The organism is Dokdonella sp. (assembly GCF_019634815.1).
Lineage (GTDB): Bacteria > Pseudomonadota > Gammaproteobacteria > Xanthomonadales > Rhodanobacteraceae > Dokdonella_A.
In genome coordinates, this window is record NZ_JAHCAP010000036.1 from 1 (window position 1) to 18,207 (window position 18,207).

Below are 18,207 nucleotides of genomic sequence, written 5' to 3' on the forward strand. Positions count from 1 at the left end.
CCAGTAAGCGTCAACGGACTGCGGGAACTGGTGGGGCGGAATGTCTGGCGCCACCGTATTCTGTCCAGTCCGGCAACAAGCGTGCATGACCGGCATCGATCCGCGGATGGATGCCGGTCAGAAATTCCGGCCACGATGGCCGGTGTTGTCGTTTCATGGAAGAGCAAAATTCACACACGCCAGTAGCTCAACTGGCAGAGCAGCGGTCTCCAAAACCGCAGGTTGGGGGTTCGAGTCCCTCCTGGCGTGCCAATTCCAATCTGAACCGTCCGGCCTGGAAGTTGCTCTGCTCCCCTGCCGCGATGGAGGAATATCCAAACAGACCATATGAACGCCAACGTCGAAAAAGCAGGCGGAAATCAGGTTCTGGACATCGTCAAGCTCACGCTGGCGGCGGCCTTGCTGATTGCCGGCGTCGCTGCCTATTACCTGCTGGAAGGCTGGAATGGCTGGGCCCGTCTGGGCATGTTTGCGGTCGGCGCGATTGCCGCGATGGCCGTTGCCGCATTCACCGCCGTGGGCCGTTCGACGCGCGAATATCTGGCTGAGTCGCAGTTCGAACTGCGCAAGGTCGTGTGGCCGACGCGTGACCAGACCCTGCGCACGACGCTCGTGGTCATCGTGGTCGTCATCATTCTCAGCCTGTTGCTGGGTCTGATCGACGTGGTTCTCAAGTGGGCGATCATCGATCATCTGCTGAAGTTCGGAAGTTGAGGCCTGCATGAGCAAGCGTTGGTACGTGGTACATGCCTATTCAGGCTTCGAGCACAGCGTTGCGCGGGCGCTCAGGGAGCGCATCGCGCGCGCCGGCATGCAGGAGAAATTCGGCGAAGTGATGGTGCCGACCGAGGAAGTGATCGAGATGCGAGGCGGCCAGAAGCGCCGCAGCGAACGCAAGTTCTTCCCGGGTTACGTGCTGGTGCAGATCGAGACCCACGACGAAGGCAAGGCGCTCAAGATCGATGACGAGTCCTGGCATCTGGTCAAGGAGACGCCGCGCGTGATGGGTTTCATCGGCGGTACTGCCGATCGCCCGTTGCCGATCAAGGATTCCGAAGCCGATGGCATCCTGCAGCGAGTGCAGGAAGGCGTCGAGAAGCCGCGGCCGAAGGTGTTGTTCGAGCCGGGCGAGATGGTGCGTGTCACCGATGGACCCTTCAACGATTTCAACGGCGTGGTCGAGGAAGTCAATTACGAGAAGAGCCGCTTGCGTGTGGCGGTGCTGATTTTCGGTCGCTCGACGCCGGTCGAACTCGAGTTCGGCCAGGTCGAGAAGGCCTGAAAGGCCGGGGGACGGGAATCGGGAGTCGGGAATCACGGGATCCGGGGCATTGCCGCTGATCTTCATCGATTCTCCATCCGCGAATTCCGTTTCCCGAATTCAACCAGACGGGGAGCCCCGCAGCCTGATCGGCGTGCAGGCGTTTGAACCCGAGGAGTAACAGACAATGGCAAAGAAAGTAGTCGGCTACATCAAGCTGCAGGTGAAGGCCGGTCAGGCCAACCCTTCGCCGCCCGTGGGTCCCGCGCTCGGTCAGCGCGGCCTCAACATCATGGAGTTCTGCAAGGCCTTCAATGCCGCCACGCAGAAGCTCGAGCCGGGTCTGCCGATCCCGGTCGTCATCACGGCCTATTCCGACCGTACCTTCACCTTCATCACCAAGACGCCACCGGCGACGATCCTGCTCAAGAAGGCAGCGGGTATCACGTCCGGTTCCAAGCGTCCCAATACCGAGAAGGTTGGCAAGGTCAGCCGCAAGCAGCTCGAGGACATCGCCAAGGCGAAGGAGCCCGATCTGACTGCTGCCGATCTCGACGCCGCGGTGCGCACCATTGCCGGCAGCGCGCGCAGCATGGGCCTGACGACGGAGACCTGAACATGAGCACGAAGATCAGCAAGCGTTACAAGGCGCTCAGCGCCACCGTCACCCCGGGCAAGATCTACTCGGTCGATGAAGCCATCAAGATCGTCAAGGAAGGCGCCAAGGCCAAGTTTCCCGAATCGGTGGACGTCGCAATCCGCCTCGGCATCGATGCCAAGAAGTCCGATCAGGGCGTGCGTGGCTCGGTGATGATGCCGCATGGCACCGGCAAGACCGTCAAGGTTGCGGTGTTCTGCCCGGCGGGCGAGAAGGCCGAAGCAGCCAAGGCCGCAGGTGCCGATGCCGTGGGCATGGAGGATCTGGCCGAGCGCATGCAGGCAGGCGAGCTCGACTTCGGTCGCGTCATCGCCACCCCGGACGCAATGCGCGTGGTCGGCAAGCTCGGTCAGCTGCTCGGTCCGCGCGGCCTGATGCCCAACCCGAAGGATGGCTCGGTCGCTGCCGACGTCGTCACCGCGGTCAAGAATGCCAAGGCCGGTCAGGTCAAGTTCCGCAACGACAAGGCGGGCATCATCCACTGCTCGATCGGCAAGGCCTCGTTTGAGGCGAATGCGCTCAAGGACAATCTCAACGCGCTGCTCGCCGATCTGGTCAAGGCCAAGCCGGCCTCGGCGAAGGGTCAGTACCTGCAGAAGGTCTCGATCTCGAGCACGATGGGTGTTGGCGTTCCGGTCGATCCGTCGACGGTTTCGGCTTGATGTCCGGCCGCCGGCATGGCGGCCATGTTCGAAGCATGGTGCGCGTGGACCGGTGGTCCGTCGCGCATCGCTTCGGGCTGCGAGACTTTCGTGCAAAAGCGCGCTAGAATAGCCGGTTCATTTTTCAAGTTTTGAGGGCGCCCTGCGCGAGCAGGGGCGCCGTCAAAGACCGCAGGCGGCCCCAGTGGCGCGATCGGGATCCAAGGAAGGCAAGCCATTGCATGGATTGCCCCGCTCCCGCCGCAAGGGTCTCAAACCACCAGCCTGCGTAGATGGTGTCGCCTTCCTGGAAATCTGGTTCAACGCCACTGGGCAGACCAGTCAGTCAGGCCACCAGCGGGACGCTTTCCGTGTCCCCGACGTCCAGGATGGATGTCGTCCCGGACCGCAAGCGGCACGGCCGTGAGCGGCGTTCAATTGGAGGAGTGCTAATGGCTCTCAATCTGTCCCAGAAGAAAGAAATCGTGGCCGAAGTGGCGCAAGTCGCTGCCAAGGCGCATTCCCTGATCGCTGTCGAGTACGCGGGCACCACGGTCGAGCAAATGACCGTGATGCGCAAGAAGGCGCGTGAATCGGGCGTTTTCCTCAAGGTCGTCAAGAACACGCTGGCATCGCGCGCGGTTGCCGGCACCGACTACGAGTGCGCCAAGGATTCACTGACCGGCCCACTGCTGTATGCGTTCTCGCAGGAAGAGCCCGGTGCCGCCGGTCGCCTGATCAAGGAATTCGCCAAGGGCAATGACAAGCTCAAGGCCAAGGTCGTTGTCGTCGGTGGCCAGCAGTATCCGGCCAGCCATGTCGACGTGCTGGCCTCGTTGCCGACGCTTGAACAAGCCCTGGGCATGTTGGCCCGCGTGCTTGCCGAGCCGGCCACGATGTTCGCGCGTGCGGTCAAGGCGGTTGCAGACAAGCAGGGCGGTGGCGACGCGGCCCCGACCCCGACGGCCTGATCCGTTTCGCTGAACCCCATTCCAGAATTTTCACGAGGTAATGCAAATGTCCCTTTCCAACGAGCAAATCGTCGAAGCCATCGCCACCAAGTCGCTGATGGAAGTCATGGAGCTGGTCAAGGCGATCGAAGACAAGTTCGGCGTCTCCGCTGCCGCCCCGGTCGCCGTTGCTGCCGGCCCGGCCGCTGCCGCTGCCGCGGTCGAAGAGCAGACCGAGTTCACGATCGTCCTCAAGAGCGCTGGCGAGAAGAAGGTCGACGTCATCAAGACCGTGCGCGCCATCACCGGCCTCGGTCTCAAGGAAGCCAAGGATCTCACCGAAGCCGGTGGCGTCCTCAAGGAAGGCATCTCCAAGGACGATGCCGCCAAGTTCAAGAAGGATCTGGAAACTGCTGGCGCGACCGTCGAGGTCAAGTGACGCCATGAAGGCGTCACCCCGGACGGCACAGGATGTGCAGTGATCCGGGGTCCAGCTTTTGATGAGTACTGGAAGACGACAAGCAAAGACTGGATTCCGGCCTCCGCCGGAATGACGAATCCAAAGCCTGGGGGCGCGAGCTCCCGGGCTTTGCCCGTTGCGAAGACGTGTGCAGCGGGCATGGGAAAGCACGGTACCGTCGGGCCCGAGGCCCCGTGTTTTCCGATGTCCGCTATTTCCTTCCGCTGTTCTCCACGGCGATTGGCCATCGCCGCATGCTGTTCGAGGTGATCTCCTCATGACCCAGACGACGTACTCCTTCACCGAAAAGAAGCGCATCCGCAAGAATTTCGGCAAGCGCCCACCTGTGCTCGGTGTTCCTTTCCTGTTGGCGATTCAGGTCGACTCGTATCGCGAGTTCCTGCAGGCCGAGGTCGACCCCAATGCGCGTGAAGACAAGGGCTTGCACGCGGCGCTGCGTTCGGTGTTCCCGATCACCAGTTATTCCGGAAGCGCTGCGCTGGAGTACGTGAACTACCGTCTTGGCGAGCCGCCGTTCGACGAGCGTGAATGCCGTTCGCGCGGCATGAGTTTCGGCGCGCCGCTGCGCGTCACCGTGCGTCTGGTGATCTACGACAAGGAGTCGTCAAACAAGGCGATCAAGTATGTCAAGGAGCAGGAGGTCTACATGGGCGAGTTGCCGCTCATGACCGACACCGGCACCTTCATCGTCAACGGCACCGAGCGCGTCATCGTCTCGCAGCTGCATCGTTCGCCGGGCGTGTTCTTCGACCATGACCGCGGCAAGACGCACAGCTCGGGCAAGCTGCTCTACAGTGCGCGCGTCATTCCTTACCGTGGATCCTGGCTCGATTTCGAGTTCGATCCGAAGGACGCCCTGTTCACCCGCATCGATCGTCGCCGCAAGTTGCCGGTGACGGTGCTGCTGCGCGCGCTGGGTTACACCAATGCCGACATGCTCGACATCTTCTTCGAGAAGAACGTCTTCCATCTGGGCAAGAAGAACAGCGCCAAGCTCGACCTGGTGGCCGAGCGCCTGCGTGGCGAGACTCTCAACTTCGATCTGCGCGTCGGTGACAGCGTCATCGTCGAGACCGGCAAGCGCATCACCGCGCGTCACGTCAAGCAGCTCGAGAAGGCCAACATCAAGAGTCTGGAAGTGCCCGACGAATATCTCGTCGGCCGCATCCTCGCGCATGACGTGGTCGACACCAAGACCGGCGAGCTGCTCGCCGCGGCCAACGACGAGATCAACGACGCCCACCTCGAGGCGTTCCGCAAGGCCGGCGTCGACAAGATTGCCACCTTGTGGGTCAACGACCTCGATCGTGGCGATTACATCTCGCGCACGCTGCGCATCGATCCGTCGCGCACGCCGCTGGAAGCGCTGGTCGAGATCTACCGCATGATGCGTCCCGGCGAGCCGCCGACCAAGGATGCCGCGCAGAACCTGTTCCAGAACCTGTTCTTCTCGGCGGATCGCTACGACCTGGATCGCGTCGGTCGCATGAAGTTCAACCGCCGCGTCGGCCGCAAGGACGACAAGGGGCCGGGCATCCTCTACGACAGCAAGTACTTCGGCGACCGCAATGACGAGACCTCGAAGGGGCTGGTAAAGGAATTCGGCGTCGGCTCGGACATTCTCGACGTCATCAAGGTGCTGATCGAGATCCGCAATGGCCGCGGTACGGTCGATGACATCGATCATCTGGGCAACCGCCGCGTGCGCAGCGTCGGCGAAATGGCCGAGAACGTGTTCCGCATCGGGCTCGTGCGCGTCGAGCGCGCGGTCAAGGAACGCCTGTCGCTGGCCGAGGCAGAAGGTCTCACGCCGCAGGATCTGATCAACGCCAAGCCGGTGGCGGCTGCAGTGAAGGAGTTCTTCGGCTCCTCGCAGCTGTCGCAGTTCATGGATCAGAACAATCCGCTGTCCGAGGTCACCCACAAGCGCCGCGTTTCGGCGCTTGGCCCGGGCGGCCTTACGCGCGAGCGCGCGGGCTTCGAGGTGCGCGACGTGCATCCGACCCATTACGGTCGCGTCTGCACCATCGAAACGCCGGAAGGCCCGAACATCGGCCTGATCAACTCGCTGGCCGTGTACGCGCGCACCAACGAGTACGGCTTCCTCGAAACGCCCTATCGCAAGGTCGACAACAGCAAGGTCACCAACAAGGTCGAATTCCTGTCGGCGATCGATGAAGGCGAATTCGTGATCGCACAGGCGAACTCGCCGCTCAACAAGGACGGCACCTTCTCGGAAGAGTACGTTTCGTGCCGATTCCGCGGCGAATCCGAGCTGCGCCCGGCCAGCGAAATCAACTACATGGACGTCTCGCCGATGCAGACCGTGTCGGTGGCGGCGGCGCTGGTGCCGTTCCTCGAGCACGATGACGCCAACCGCGCGCTGATGGGCGCGAACATGCAGCGTCAGGCCGTGCCGACGCTGCGTTCGCAGACGCCTCTGGTCGGCACCGGCATCGAACGCGCCGTGGCGCGCGATTCGGGCGTGACCGTGGCGGCGCTGCGCGGCGGCGTGATCGACCAGGTCGACGCCGGTCGTATCGTGGTGCGCGTCAACGAAGCCGAGATCGGCGACAACGATGCCGGCGTGGACATCTACACGCTGACCAAGTACACGCGCTCCAACCAGAACACCAACCTCAACCAGCGTCCGCTGGTGAACGTGGGTGACGTAGTGGCCAAGGGCGACGTGCTCGCCGATGGCTCGTCCACCGATCTGGGCGAACTGGCGCTGGGTCAGAACATGCTGGTCGCGTTCATGCCGTGGAATGGCTACAACTTCGAGGACTCGATCCTGCTCTCCGAGCGCGTGGTCGAGGAGGATCGTTACACCACGATCCACATCGAAGAGCTGACGATCCAGGCGCGCGATACCAAGCTCGGCCCGGAGGAAATCTCCGCCGACATCCCCAACGTCGGCGAGCAGGCGCTGGCGCGCCTCGACGAGTCAGGCGTGGTCTACATCGGCGCCGAGGTCAAGGCCGGCGACATCCTGGTCGGCAAGGTGACGCCCAAGGGCGAAAGCCAGCTCACGCCCGAAGAGAAGCTGCTGCGCGCGATCTTCGGCGAGAAGGCCTCGGACGTGAAGGACAGCTCGCTGCGCGTGCCGCCGGGCATGGATGGCACCGTCATCGACGTGCAGGTGTTCACGCGTGACGGCATCGAGAAGGACAAGCGTGCGCGCCAGATCGAGGAAATGGAGATCAAGCGCGTCAAGAAGGACTTCGACGACCAGTTCCGCATCCTCGAAGGCGCGATCTACAACCGTCTGCGCGCAGCGCTGGTCGGCAAGGTCGCCAATGGTGGTCCGGGCACGCTCAAGAAGGGCGCCGAGATCAGCGACGAATACCTGGATTCACTGAAGAAGGACGAGTGGTTCGCGATCCGCATGAAGGACGAGGCGGCCGCCGAGTTCCTCGAGCGTGCGCAGGAGCAGGTCAAGCGCCACAAGGCCGAGTTTGAACAGCGCTTCAAGGCCAAGCAAGGCAAGATCACCGCGGGCGATGACCTCGCTCCGGGCGTGCTCAAGATGGTCAAGGTCTACCTCGCGGTGAAGCGCCGCATCCAGCCGGGCGACAAGATGGCAGGTCGCCACGGCAACAAGGGTGTGGTGTCGATGATCGTGCCGGTCGAGGACATGCCGTATGCGACCGATGGCCGACCCGTCGACATCGTGCTCAACCCGCTGGGCGTGCCCTCGCGAATGAACATCGGCCAGATTCTCGAAGTGCATCTTGGCTGGGCGGCCAAGGGCATCGGCGAGAAGATCGAGCGCATGCTCAAGGCGCAGACCAAGGTTGCCGAGCTGCGCAAATTCCTTGATGAGGTCTACAACTCGGGCGGCAGCAAGGAAGCCGGCAGCGGCCACCACATCAACCTCAAATCCTTCAGCGATGAGGAACTGCTCACGCTGGCGGGCAACCTGAGCGATGGTGTGCCGATGGCAACGCCGGTGTTCGACGGCGCCTTCGAAGAGGAAATCAAGGCGATGCTCAAGCTTGCCGATTTGCCGGAGTCCGGCCAGACCACGCTGTACGACGGCCGCACCGGCGAGGCTTTCGACCGCCCGGTCACGGTGGGCTACATGCACATGCTCAAGCTCAACCACTTGGTCGACGACAAGATGCATGCACGTTCCACCGGCCCGTACTCGCTCGTCACCCAGCAGCCGCTCGGTGGCAAGGCGCAGTTCGGCGGCCAGCGCTTCGGTGAAATGGAGGTATGGGCACTGGAGGCCTATGGCGCGGCCTACACGCTGCAGGAAATGCTCACGGTCAAGTCCGACGACGTCACCGGTCGCAATCAGATGTACAAGAACATCGTCGATGGCGATCACGAGATGTCGGCAGGCATGCCCGAGTCGTTCAACGTGCTGGTCAAGGAAATCCGTTCGCTGGCGATCAACATGGAACTGGAAGAAAGGTGAAGCCGGGAATGGGCAAGCGGGATCGGGGAATCGCGACGGCACCGTCGCGCGCTGTTGCTCCCTGATCCCGTTACCCGCTTCTGACGATTCCCGACTCCCCATTCCCGATTCCCGGAGTAACCCATGAAAGACTTGCTCAATCTGTTCAACCAGCAGCGCCAGACGCTTGATTTCGATTCGATCAAGATCGCGCTGGCTTCACCCGACCTCATCCGCTCGTGGTCGTTCGGCGAGGTCAAGAAGCCGGAAACAATCAATTACCGCACCTTCAAGCCGGAACGCGACGGCTTGTTCTGCGCCGCCATCTTCGGCCCGATCAAGGATTACGAGTGCCTGTGCGGCAAGTACAAGCGCATGAAGCACCGCGGCGTGGTGTGCGAGAAATGCGGCACCGAAGTGACCTTGGCCAAGGTACGTCGCGAGCGCATGGGCCACATCGAACTGGCCTCGCCGGTAGCGCACATCTGGTTCCTCAAGTCGCTGCCTTCGCGCATCGGCCTGATGCTCGACATGACGCTGCGCGACATCGAGCGCATCCTCTACTTCGAAGCCTACGTGGTCGTCGATCCGGGCATGACCGCGCTCGAGCGCGGCCAGATCCTCAACGAGGAGCAGTACCTGCAGGCGGTCGAAGAACACGGTGACGAATTTGACGCGCGCATGGGCGCCGAGGCGGTCTACGAACTGCTCAAGACGATCGACCTCAATCAGGAACTGCTCAAGCTGCGCGAGGAAATCGCCTCGACCAACTCCGAAACCAAGCTCAAGCGCCTGTCCAAGCGCATCAAGCTGGTCGAGGCTTTCCTCGAGTCGGGCAACCGTCCCGAGTTCATGGTGATGACCGTCCTGCCGGTGCTGCCGCCGGACCTGCGCCCGCTGGTGCCGCTCGATGGCGGCCGCTTTGCGACTTCCGATCTCAATGATCTGTATCGCCGCGTCATCAACCGCAACAATCGTCTCAAGCGCCTGCTTGAGCTCAATGCGCCCGACATCATCGTGCGCAACGAGAAGCGCATGCTCCAGGAAGCGGTCGATGCCCTGATGGACAACGGTCGTCGTGGCCGCGCCATCACCGGTACCAACAAGCGTCCGCTCAAGTCGCTGGCCGACATGATCAAGGGCAAGCAGGGTCGTTTCCGCCAGAACCTGCTCGGCAAGCGTGTCGACTACTCGGGTCGCTCCGTGATCGTGGTCGGACCGAGGCTGAAGCTGCACCAGTGCGGTCTGCCCAAGAAGATGGCGCTGGAACTGTTCAAGCCGTTCATCTTCTCCAAGCTGCAGCGCCGCGGCCTGGCTACCACCATCAAGGCGGCCAAGAAGCTGGTCGAGCGCGAAAGCGCCGAGGTGTGGGACATCCTCGAGGAAGTCATCCGCGAGCACCCGGTGTTGCTCAACCGTGCACCGACCCTGCATCGTCTGGGAATCCAGGCTTTCGAGCCGGTGCTGGTCGAAGGCAAGGCGATTCAGCTGCATCCGCTGGTCTGTACCGCGTTCAACGCCGACTTTGACGGCGACCAGATGGCTGTGCACGTGCCGCTGTCGCTGGAAGCCCAGCTCGAAGCACGTGCGCTGATGATGTCGACCAACAACATCCTCTCGCCGGCCAACGGCGAGCCGATCATCGTGCCGTCGCAGGACGTCGTGCTGGGCCTGTACTACATGACCCGCGCGCTTGAAAACAAGGCAGGCGAGGGCATGACCTTCGCCAACATCGCCGAAGTGCATCGTGCCTACGACAGCCGCAAGGTCGAACTGCATGCCAAGGTCAAGGTGCGCATGACACCCAACGCGGGCAAGGCGGGCGATGACGCCGGCAAGACCGAGCTGGTGGAAACCACCGTCGGGCGTGCGCTGCTCGCCGAGATCCTGCCCGAGGGTCTGCCGTTCGCGCTGGCCAATCTCGAGCTCACCAAGAAGAACATCTCGCGCCTGATCAACCAGTGCTATCGCCGACTCGGCCTCAAGGACACCGTGGTGTTCGCCGACAAGCTGATGTACACCGGGTTCGCCTACGCCACGCGCGCCGGCATTTCGATCGGCATCGATGACATGAAGATCCCGGGCGAGAAGAAGGGCATTCTCGAAGAAGCGGAAAAGGAAGTCACCGAGATCCAGCAGCAATACCAGTCGGGTCTGGTCACCGCGGGCGAGCGCTACAACAAGGTGGTCGACATCTGGTCGCGCACCAACGAGCGCGTGGCCAAGGCGATGATCGACGGCATTGGCGTTGACCGCGTCAAGTCGCGCAAGGGCGAGGCAGTCGAGCAGAAATCGATGAACTCGCTCTACATCATGGCCGACTCTGGCGCGCGTGGTTCGGCAGCGCAGATCCGTCAGCTCGCCGGCATGCGCGGCCTGATGGCGCGTCCGGACGGCTCGATCATCGAGACGCCGATCAAGGCGAACTTCCGCGAAGGCCTCAATGTGTTGCAGTACTTCAACTCGACCCACGGCGCGCGCAAGGGCCTGGCTGACACTGCGCTCAAGACCGCGAATTCGGGTTACCTCACGCGTCGTCTGGTCGACGTCGCCCAGGACGTCGTCGTCACTGAAGTCGACTGCGGTACCGGCAATGGTCTGACCATGACGCCGATCGTCGAAGGCGGCGACGTGGTGGAGGCGCTCAAGGATCGCGTGCTCGGCCGCGTCACCGCTGAGGACGTGTTCGCGCCCGGCAACGACGAGGACCCGCTGGTTCAACGCGGCACCGTGCTGAATGAAACGCTGGTCGACAAGCTCGAGACCGCCGGCGTGCAATCGGTGCTGGTGCGCTCGCCGATCACCTGCGAGGCGCGCTTCGGCGTTTGCAGCAAGTGCTATGGCCGCGACCTGGCGCGCGGTCACATCGTCAACATCGGTGAAGCGGTCGGCGTGATCGCGGCACAGTCGATCGGCGAGCCCGGCACGCAGCTGACGATGCGTACCTTCCACATTGGTGGCGCGGCTTCGCGTGCAGCCGCAGTTGACAGCGTGCAGGTCAAGACGACCGGTACGCTCAAGTTCACCAACCTCAAGACCGTGGCCCACGCCAGCGGCCACCTGGTTGCGGTGTCGCGCTCGGGCGAGCTGTCGGTGATGGATGCGCATGGTCGAGAGCGTGAGCGCTACAAGGTGCCCTATGGCGCCAACATCGATGCGCGCGACGGCGCGGCAGTCAAGGCAGGTCAGTTCGTTGCCAAGTGGGACCCGCACACCCATCCGATCGTGTCGGAAGTGGCCGGCGTGGTGCGCTTCATCGATTTCCAGGACGGCATTACCGTGCAGGAACAGATCGACGAACTGACCGGTCTGGCCAGTGCCGTGGTCACCGATCCCAAGCGGCGTGGCAGCGCGGCCAAGGATCTGCGTCCGATCGTGCGCATCGTGGACAAGAAGGGTGGTGAACTGCGCCTGCCGGGTACCGACATCCCGGCGCAGTACTTCCTGCCGGCCGGCGCGATCGTGTCGTTGCAGAACGGCGCGGAAGTCGGCGTCGGCGATGTGGTGGCGCGCATCCCGCAGGAAACCTCCAAGACCCGCGACATCACCGGTGGTTTGCCGCGCGTGGCCGATCTGTTCGAAGCACGCAAGCCCAAGGAGCCGGCCATCCTCGCCGAGCGTTCAGGCGTGATCAGTTTCGGCAAGGACACCAAGGGCAAGCAGCGCCTGATCATTCGCGACCAGGATGGCAACGAACACGAGGAATTGATTCCAAAGTGGCGGCACGTCATCGTGTTCGAAGGCGAGCATGTGGAGAAGGGCGAGACCGTCGTCGACGGCGAGCCCAACCCGCACGACATCCTGCGCTTGCTCGGCGTCGAGCCGCTGGCAGCCTATCTGGTCAAGGAAATCCAGGACGTCTACCGTCTGCAGGGCGTGAAGATCAACGACAAGCACATCGAGGCGATCATTCGCCAGATGCTGCGCAAAGTTGAAATCAGCGACCACGGCGACACGCGCTTCCTGCGTGGCGAGCAGGTCGATCGCTCGCGTTTCCTCGAAGAGAATGCGCGTGCCCAAGCGCGCAGCGAACGTCCGGCGGAAATGCTGCCGGTGCTGCTGGGCATCACCAAGGCTTCGCTGGCGACCGAGTCGTTCATCTCCGCGGCTTCGTTCCAGGAGACCACGCGCGTGCTTACCGAAGCGGCAGTGCGCGGCACCCGTGATACCTTGCGTGGCCTCAAGGAAAACGTGATCGTTGGCCGACTGATTCCGGCCGGTACGGGCCTGGCCTACCACGCCCAGCGCCGCAGCCGGCAGGGCGCGCTGACGGATCTCGAGCGCGAAACGCTCAGCTCCAGCAGTTCGGTCGCCGAGGCGGTGGCCGACGAGGGCGATGCGGGCTGAGGAGGACTTGGCGCGATGTGGTCACGCGGCCCATCGCGCCATGCTCATTGTCACAGCCGCAAATTGCAGCCTCTTGCGCCTGGAAGGAGGGCCGTGAATGGCCGTGCTCAAGCCACGCCAAGGGGTTGCGTTGGCTGCGGTGCTGGTGCTGCTGTATTGGAATATCTGGTTTGCGGCCACGGCGTTTTTCCTGTGGCTTGCCGTGCGTGAATTGCGCAGCGACGGATCGCGCGGCGACGGCGGCTTCTACCTGCCTTATTTCCTCAGCGTGATTGCCTTGGCGGGGGCCTGCATCTGGCCGCCGCTGTCGAACTGGCGATTCGAGAGCAAGATGGCGTCGGTAGCGACCCGGCTCGCCGACGGTCGACGCGCGCAATTCCATTGCAACACGGTGGTCGACATGATCTTCAGCCCGGCCCAGCTCAATCCGGGCTACACGCGCTTGGAAACCGGCGAGATCCGCTTCCAGAAGAACGCCTGCAGCGACATGCGACGCTACCTGCGCGCGCCGCAGGAGGCTGACCTCAACGCGCTCAACGCCCTCAATCTGATCACTCATGAAGCGATGCACGTGCGCGGCGAGATGCGTGAGCCGGTTACCGAGTGCCAGGCGGTGCAGCGCAACTACCGTGCTGCCGTGCTGCTGGGGGTGCCTGAGCCGACGGCCCGGCGCAATGCCGCCGACATCTACCTGAAGCTGTACCCGCGACGGAATGGAACAGGCTACTTTTCGGTGGACTGCGCGCCGGGCAAGGCTTTGGATGAGCATCTCAACGACTCGATCTGGGTGGTCATGGCCGAGGATCAGGCTGCCGGCAAGTGAGCTCGAGCGGGTCCGATTTGTTGACCGGCTCGGAAACTGCGCGTTATACTTTTCCGTCTTGGCAGGCTGGAAATCGTTCTGGCCTGCCTATTTGTTTCCCGGATTCCCGGGTTTCCACGATTCCGCAGATACGGTTCCCAAAGAATGTCCACAGTCAATCAGCTGGTCCGCAAGCCCCGCAGCCCCAAGACGTACAAGAGTGCGTCGCCGGCGCTGGCGAACTGCCCACAGCGTCGCGGCGTGTGCACCCGCGTGTACACGACGACCCCGAAGAAGCCCAATTCGGCCCTGCGCAAGGTTGCCAAGGTGCGCCTGACCAACGGTTTCGAAGTGATCAGCTACATCGGAGGCGAAGGCCACAACCTCCAGGAACACTCGGTCGTGCTGATCCGCGGCGGCCGCGTCAAGGACCTTCCGGGTGTGCGCTACCACACGGTACGCGGCAGCCTCGATGCCGCTGGCGTGGCCAAGCGCCGCCAGAGCCGTTCCAAGTACGGCGCCAAACGGCCGAAGGGCTGAATTTCGCAGCGGGCAGCGGCCGCGCCGCTGCCCGCTGCTGAACACAACACAGGCGCAGCCGCGCTTGAGTATCAAGCGGTCCACGTGACCGCATCATTGAGAAGAGACCATGTCACGCAAAGGCAATACCCCTGTTCGTACCCTGCTGCCCGATCCCAAGCACGGCAGTCAGGTCATCGCGCGCTTCATCAACATGATCATGCAGAGCGGCAAGAAGTCGGTTGCCGAGCAGATCGTCTATGGCGCGCTCGACCACATCGGCGAAAAGCATGCCGAACCGGTCACCCTGGTCGAAAAAGCCCTCAACAACGTTGCGCCCGCGGTCGAGGTCAAGTCCCGCCGCGTTGGTGGTGCCACCTATCAGGTTCCGGTCGAAGTGCGCTCGTCGCGGCGTACCGCCCTGGCCATGCGCTGGGTGATCGAAGCGGCGCGCAAGCGCGGTGAGAACACGATGCCGCGCAAGCTCGCCGCGGAATTGCTCGATGCTTCGGAGAACCGTGGCGGCGCGATCAAGAAGCGCGAGGAAACCCACCGCATGGCGGATGCCAACAAGGCGTTCTCGCACTATCGCTGGTAAGGGTTGACCCGCCGTCGCTCATCGCGGCGGCGACTCCGCCAGACATGCCGCGGTGGCGCGCGATCGCACGCTCACGGTGTGAGGAATCATCCGGCGCTTGCGCCGGCATCATCAACAATCGCGCGGCCCGGATGGCCGCTCAATGGCAAGGCGGTAGGCCTTGCGAAGGCAGATTTATGGCACGCACGACTCCCATCGAGCGCTATCGCAATTTCGGCATCATGGCGCACATCGACGCCGGCAAGACCACTACATCCGAGCGCATCCTGTTCTACACCGGCAAGAACCACAAGCTCGGTGAAGTGCATGATGGCGCTGCCACCATGGACTGGATGGAGCAGGAGCAGGAGCGCGGCATCACCATCACTTCGGCCGCCACCACGGCGTTCTGGAAGGGCATGGACAAGTCGTTGCCCGAGCACCGCTTCAACATCATCGATACCCCCGGACACGTCGACTTCACCATCGAGGTGGAGCGCTCGCTGCGCGTGCTCGATGGCGCGGTATTCGTGCTGTGCGCGGTCGGTGGTGTGCAGCCGCAGTCGGAAACGGTTTGGCGTCAGGCCAACAAGTACCATGTGCCGCGCATCGCCTTCGTCAACAAGATGGATCGCACCGGCGCGAACTTCCTCAAGGTGCGCGACCAGTTGAAGTCGCGCCTGGGCGCGCAACCGGTACCGATGCAGGTGCCCATTGGTGCTGAAGACCAGTTCGAAGGCGTGGTCGACCTGCTCAAGATGAAGGCAATCCATTGGGATGCCGCTTCGCAGGGTCTCACCTTCGAATACCGCGACATTCCCGAGCAGCTCAAGGCGCAGGCCGTCGAGGCGCGCGCGTTCATGGTCGAGTCCGCGGCCGAAGCCAGCGAAGAGCTGATGGACAAGTACCTCACCGAAGGCGAGCTGTCGGAGCAGGAAATCATCAAGGGTCTGCGTGAGCGCACCCTCAAGACCGAGATCGTGCCGATGTTCTGTGGCACGGCATTCAAGAACAAGGGCGTGCAGGCGATGCTCGACGGCGTGGTCAACCTGTTGCCGTCGCCGGTCGACGTGCCGCCGGTCAAGGGTCAGGACGTCGATGACGAGAACAAGGAGCTGTCGCGCGAATCGAGCGACAAGGCGCCATTCTCGGCGCTGGCGTTCAAGATCATGACCGATCCGTTCGTGGGTTCGCTGACCTTCTTCCGGGTCTACTCGGGCGTGCTCAATGCCGGTGACCAGGTGATGAACTCGGTCAAGGGCAAGAAGGAGCGCATCGGCCGTATTCTGCAGATGCACTCCAACCAGCGTGACGAGATCAAGGAAGTGCTGGCCGGCGACATTGCCGCGGCAGTGGGTCTCAAGGATGTCACCACCGGTGACACCCTGTGTGCGCTCAATGATCCGATCGTGCTCGAGCGCATGACCTTCCCCGAGCCCGTCATCTCGATGGCGGTCGAGCCCAAGACCAAGACCGATCAGGAAAAGATGGGCATCGCGCTGTCGCGCCTGGCGCAGGAAGATCCTTCGTTCCGCGTGCGTACCGACGAGGAATCAGGGCAGACCATCATCGCCGGCATGGGTGAGCTGCATCTGGACATCATCGTCGACCGCATGAAGCGCGAATTCAACGTCGAGGCCAATGTCGGCAAGCCGCAGGTGGCCTATCGCGAAGCCATCCGCAAGGCAGTCAAGCAGGAAGGCAAGTTCGTGCGCCAGTCGGGCGGCAAGGGCCAGTATGGCCACGTCGTGCTCGAGATCGAGCCGCAGGAGCGTGGCGCTGGCTACGTATTCGAAAACGCAACCGTTGGCGGCACCGTGCCGAAGGAATACGTGCCGGCCGTCGACAAGGGCATCCGCGAGGCGATGACCAGCGGCCCGCTTGCGGGCTATCCGGTGGTCGATATCAAGATCCGCCTGGTCGATGGTTCGTATCACGAAGTCGATTCGAACGAAATGGCGTTCAAGATCGCCGCATCGATGGGCTTCAAGGAAGGCTTCAACAAGGCCAATCCGGTCCTGCTCGAGCCGATCATGAAGGTCGAGGTGGTGACGCCCGAGGATTACATGGGCGACGTCATGGGCGATCTCAGCCGTCGCCGCGGCGTGTTGCAGGGTTCCGACGACACGCCTTCGGGCAAGGTCATCAACGCGATGGTGCCGTTGGGCGAAATGTTCGGTTACGCCACCGGCCTGCGCTCGATGTCGCAAGGACGTGCAACGTTCACGATGGAGTTCGACCATTATGCCGAGGCGCCGAACAACATCGCCGAAGCAGTGATGAAGAAGGGTTGACCGCTGCGATCGCTGCGATCGCGCACAAACAGGCAGCGGTCAACCGCGGCCGCATAATTCAAAATTTCAGTTCTGAGGTGGCAAAACCATGTCCAAGGAAAAATTCGAGCGCAAGAAGCCGCACGTGAACGTGGGCACGATCGGTCATGTGGACCACGGCAAGACGACGCTGACGGCGGCGCTGACCAAGGTGGGCGCGGAGCGTTTCGGCGGCGAGTTCAAGGCCTACGACGCGATCGACAAGGCGCCGGAAGAGAAGGCGCGCGGCATCACGATCTCGACCTCGCACGTGGAATACGAAAGCCCGGTGCGTCACTACGCGCACGTGGACTGCCCGGGTCATGCCGACTACGTGAAGAACATGATCACGGGTGCGGCGCAGATGGACGGTGCGATCCTGGTGGTGTCGTCGGCGGACGGTCCGATGCCGCAGACGCGCGAGCACATCCTGTTGGCGCGCCAGGTGGGCGTGCCCTACATCGTGGTGTACATGAACAAGGCGGACATGGTGGATGACGCCGAGCTCTTGGACCTGGTGGAAATGGAAGTGCGCGAGCTGCTGAGCAAGTACAACTTCCCGGGCGACGATACGCCGATCGTGAAGGGTTCGGCGCTCAAGGCGCTGGAAGGCGACCAGTCGGAGATCGGCGTGCCGTCGATCCTGAAGCTGGTGGACGCGCTGGACGCGTGGATTCCGGAGCCGCAGCGTGACGTGGACAAGCCGTTCCTGATGCCGGTCGAGGACGTGTTTTCGATTTCGGGTCGCGGCACGGTGGTGACGGGCCGCATCGAGCGCGGGATCATCAAGGTGGGTGACGAAGTCGAGATCGTGGGCATCCGCCCGACGACGAAGACGACGGTGACGGGCGTGGAGATGTTCCGCAAGCTGCTGGATCAGGGCCAGGCGGGCGACAACGCGGGCCTGCTGCTGCGCGGCACCAAGCGTGACGACGTGGAGCGTGGCCAGGTGCTGGCCAAGCCGGGTTCGATCACGCCGCACACCAAGTTCGAGGCCGAGGTGTACGTGCTGTCGAAGGACGAGGGCGGTCGCCACACGCCGTTCTTCAAGGGTTATCGTCCGCAGTTCTACTTCCGCACGACGGACGTGACGGGTGCCTGCGAGCTGCCGGAAGGCGTGGAGATGGTCATGCCGGGCGACAACATCAAGATGGTGGTGACGCTGATCGCCCCGATCGCGATGGACGAAGGCCTGCGTTTTGCGATCCGCGAGGGCGGCCGCACGGTCGGCGCCGGCGTGGTGGCGAAGGTCGT

The 18,207-nt window shown here is 62.9% G+C and carries 13 protein-coding genes and 1 tRNA gene; all 14 read left to right on the forward strand.

The genetic code is table 11. The features are described 5' to 3' along the window. Positions 1-176: 176 nt before the first annotated feature. Positions 177-252: transfer RNA gene (locus tag KF759_RS13490), tRNA-Trp, on the forward strand. Positions 253-327: 75 nt separating this feature from the next. Further along, entirely contained in the window at positions 328-714 is a 387-nt protein-coding gene (gene secE / locus KF759_RS13495) for a preprotein translocase subunit SecE (RefSeq protein ID WP_291226363.1), read from the forward strand. 7 nt (positions 715-721) lie between these two features. Beyond that, on the forward strand, positions 722-1,282 hold the full coding sequence (gene nusG, locus KF759_RS13500; protein ID WP_291226364.1) for a transcription termination/antitermination protein NusG: 561 nt from the start codon (positions 722-724) through the stop codon (positions 1,280-1,282). A 166-nt stretch (positions 1,283-1,448) separates the two neighbouring features. Further along, on the forward strand, positions 1,449-1,877 hold the full coding sequence (gene rplK / locus KF759_RS13505) for a 50S ribosomal protein L11 (protein WP_291226365.1): 429 nt from the start codon (positions 1,449-1,451) through the stop codon (positions 1,875-1,877). Between the two features lie 2 nt (positions 1,878-1,879). Then, the gene (gene rplA, locus KF759_RS13510) at positions 1,880-2,581 is read left to right on the forward strand and encodes a 50S ribosomal protein L1 (protein WP_291226366.1); all 702 of its coding nucleotides are present in this window, start codon (positions 1,880-1,882) and stop codon (positions 2,579-2,581) included. Positions 2,582-3,012: 431 nt separating this feature from the next. Next, positions 3,013-3,531 (forward strand): 50S ribosomal protein L10, encoded by a 519-nt coding sequence (rplJ, locus tag KF759_RS13515; protein WP_291226367.1) that lies wholly within the window; start codon positions 3,013-3,015, stop codon positions 3,529-3,531. 46 nt (positions 3,532-3,577) lie between these two features. Continuing rightward, positions 3,578-3,949 carry a 50S ribosomal protein L7/L12 gene (gene rplL, locus KF759_RS13520; RefSeq protein ID WP_291226368.1) on the forward strand — a complete coding sequence of 124 codons (372 nt, stop codon included), beginning with the start codon at positions 3,578-3,580 and terminating at the stop codon, positions 3,947-3,949. Positions 3,950-4,247: 298 nt separating this feature from the next. Next, entirely contained in the window at positions 4,248-8,417 is a 4,170-nt protein-coding gene (gene rpoB, locus KF759_RS13525) for a DNA-directed RNA polymerase subunit beta (protein WP_291226369.1), read from the forward strand. A gap of 123 nt (positions 8,418-8,540) precedes the next feature. Beyond that, positions 8,541-12,743: a DNA-directed RNA polymerase subunit beta' gene (gene rpoC / locus KF759_RS13530; RefSeq protein WP_291226370.1), complete on the forward strand. Its 4,203-nt coding sequence runs from the start codon at positions 8,541-8,543 to the stop codon at positions 12,741-12,743. A gap of 97 nt (positions 12,744-12,840) precedes the next feature. Further along, on the forward strand, positions 12,841-13,566 hold the full coding sequence (locus KF759_RS13535) for a hypothetical protein (protein ID WP_291226371.1): 726 nt from the start codon (positions 12,841-12,843) through the stop codon (positions 13,564-13,566). Positions 13,567-13,710: 144 nt separating this feature from the next. Then, the gene (gene rpsL, locus KF759_RS13540; RefSeq protein ID WP_291226372.1) at positions 13,711-14,085 is read left to right on the forward strand and encodes a 30S ribosomal protein S12; all 375 of its coding nucleotides are present in this window, start codon (positions 13,711-13,713) and stop codon (positions 14,083-14,085) included. Positions 14,086-14,194: 109 nt separating this feature from the next. After that, positions 14,195-14,662, forward strand: a complete 468-nt coding sequence (rpsG, locus tag KF759_RS13545) for a 30S ribosomal protein S7 (RefSeq protein ID WP_291226373.1) — start codon at positions 14,195-14,197, stop codon at positions 14,660-14,662. Between the two features lie 176 nt (positions 14,663-14,838). Further along, positions 14,839-16,935 (forward strand): elongation factor G, encoded by a 2,097-nt coding sequence (fusA, locus tag KF759_RS13550; RefSeq protein WP_291226374.1) that lies wholly within the window; start codon positions 14,839-14,841, stop codon positions 16,933-16,935. Between the two features lie 88 nt (positions 16,936-17,023). Next, a partial coding sequence (gene tuf / locus KF759_RS13555; RefSeq protein ID WP_291226375.1) for an elongation factor Tu occupies positions 17,024-18,207 on the forward strand: 1,184 nt, incomplete at its 3' end.

What these genes read in the sequence shown, in the direction of transcription:
- secE (WP_291226363.1), top strand. Translation starts at nt 328, where the DNA reads ATGAACGCCAACGTCGAAAAAGCAGGCGGAAATCAGGTTCTGGACATC.
- nusG (WP_291226364.1), top strand. Translation starts at nt 722, where the DNA reads ATGAGCAAGCGTTGGTACGTGGTACATGCCTATTCAGGCTTCGAGCAC.
- rplK (WP_291226365.1), top strand. Translation starts at nt 1,449, where the DNA reads ATGGCAAAGAAAGTAGTCGGCTACATCAAGCTGCAGGTGAAGGCCGGT.
- rplA (WP_291226366.1), top strand. Translation starts at nt 1,880, where the DNA reads ATGAGCACGAAGATCAGCAAGCGTTACAAGGCGCTCAGCGCCACCGTC.
- rplJ (WP_291226367.1), top strand. Translation starts at nt 3,013, where the DNA reads ATGGCTCTCAATCTGTCCCAGAAGAAAGAAATCGTGGCCGAAGTGGCG.
- rplL (WP_291226368.1), top strand. Translation starts at nt 3,578, where the DNA reads ATGTCCCTTTCCAACGAGCAAATCGTCGAAGCCATCGCCACCAAGTCG.
- rpoB (WP_291226369.1), top strand. Translation starts at nt 4,248, where the DNA reads ATGACCCAGACGACGTACTCCTTCACCGAAAAGAAGCGCATCCGCAAG.
- rpoC (WP_291226370.1), top strand. Translation starts at nt 8,541, where the DNA reads ATGAAAGACTTGCTCAATCTGTTCAACCAGCAGCGCCAGACGCTTGAT.
- KF759_RS13535 (WP_291226371.1), top strand. Translation starts at nt 12,841, where the DNA reads ATGGCCGTGCTCAAGCCACGCCAAGGGGTTGCGTTGGCTGCGGTGCTG.
- rpsL (WP_291226372.1), top strand. Translation starts at nt 13,711, where the DNA reads ATGTCCACAGTCAATCAGCTGGTCCGCAAGCCCCGCAGCCCCAAGACG.
- rpsG (WP_291226373.1), top strand. Translation starts at nt 14,195, where the DNA reads ATGTCACGCAAAGGCAATACCCCTGTTCGTACCCTGCTGCCCGATCCC.
- fusA (WP_291226374.1), top strand. Translation starts at nt 14,839, where the DNA reads ATGGCACGCACGACTCCCATCGAGCGCTATCGCAATTTCGGCATCATG.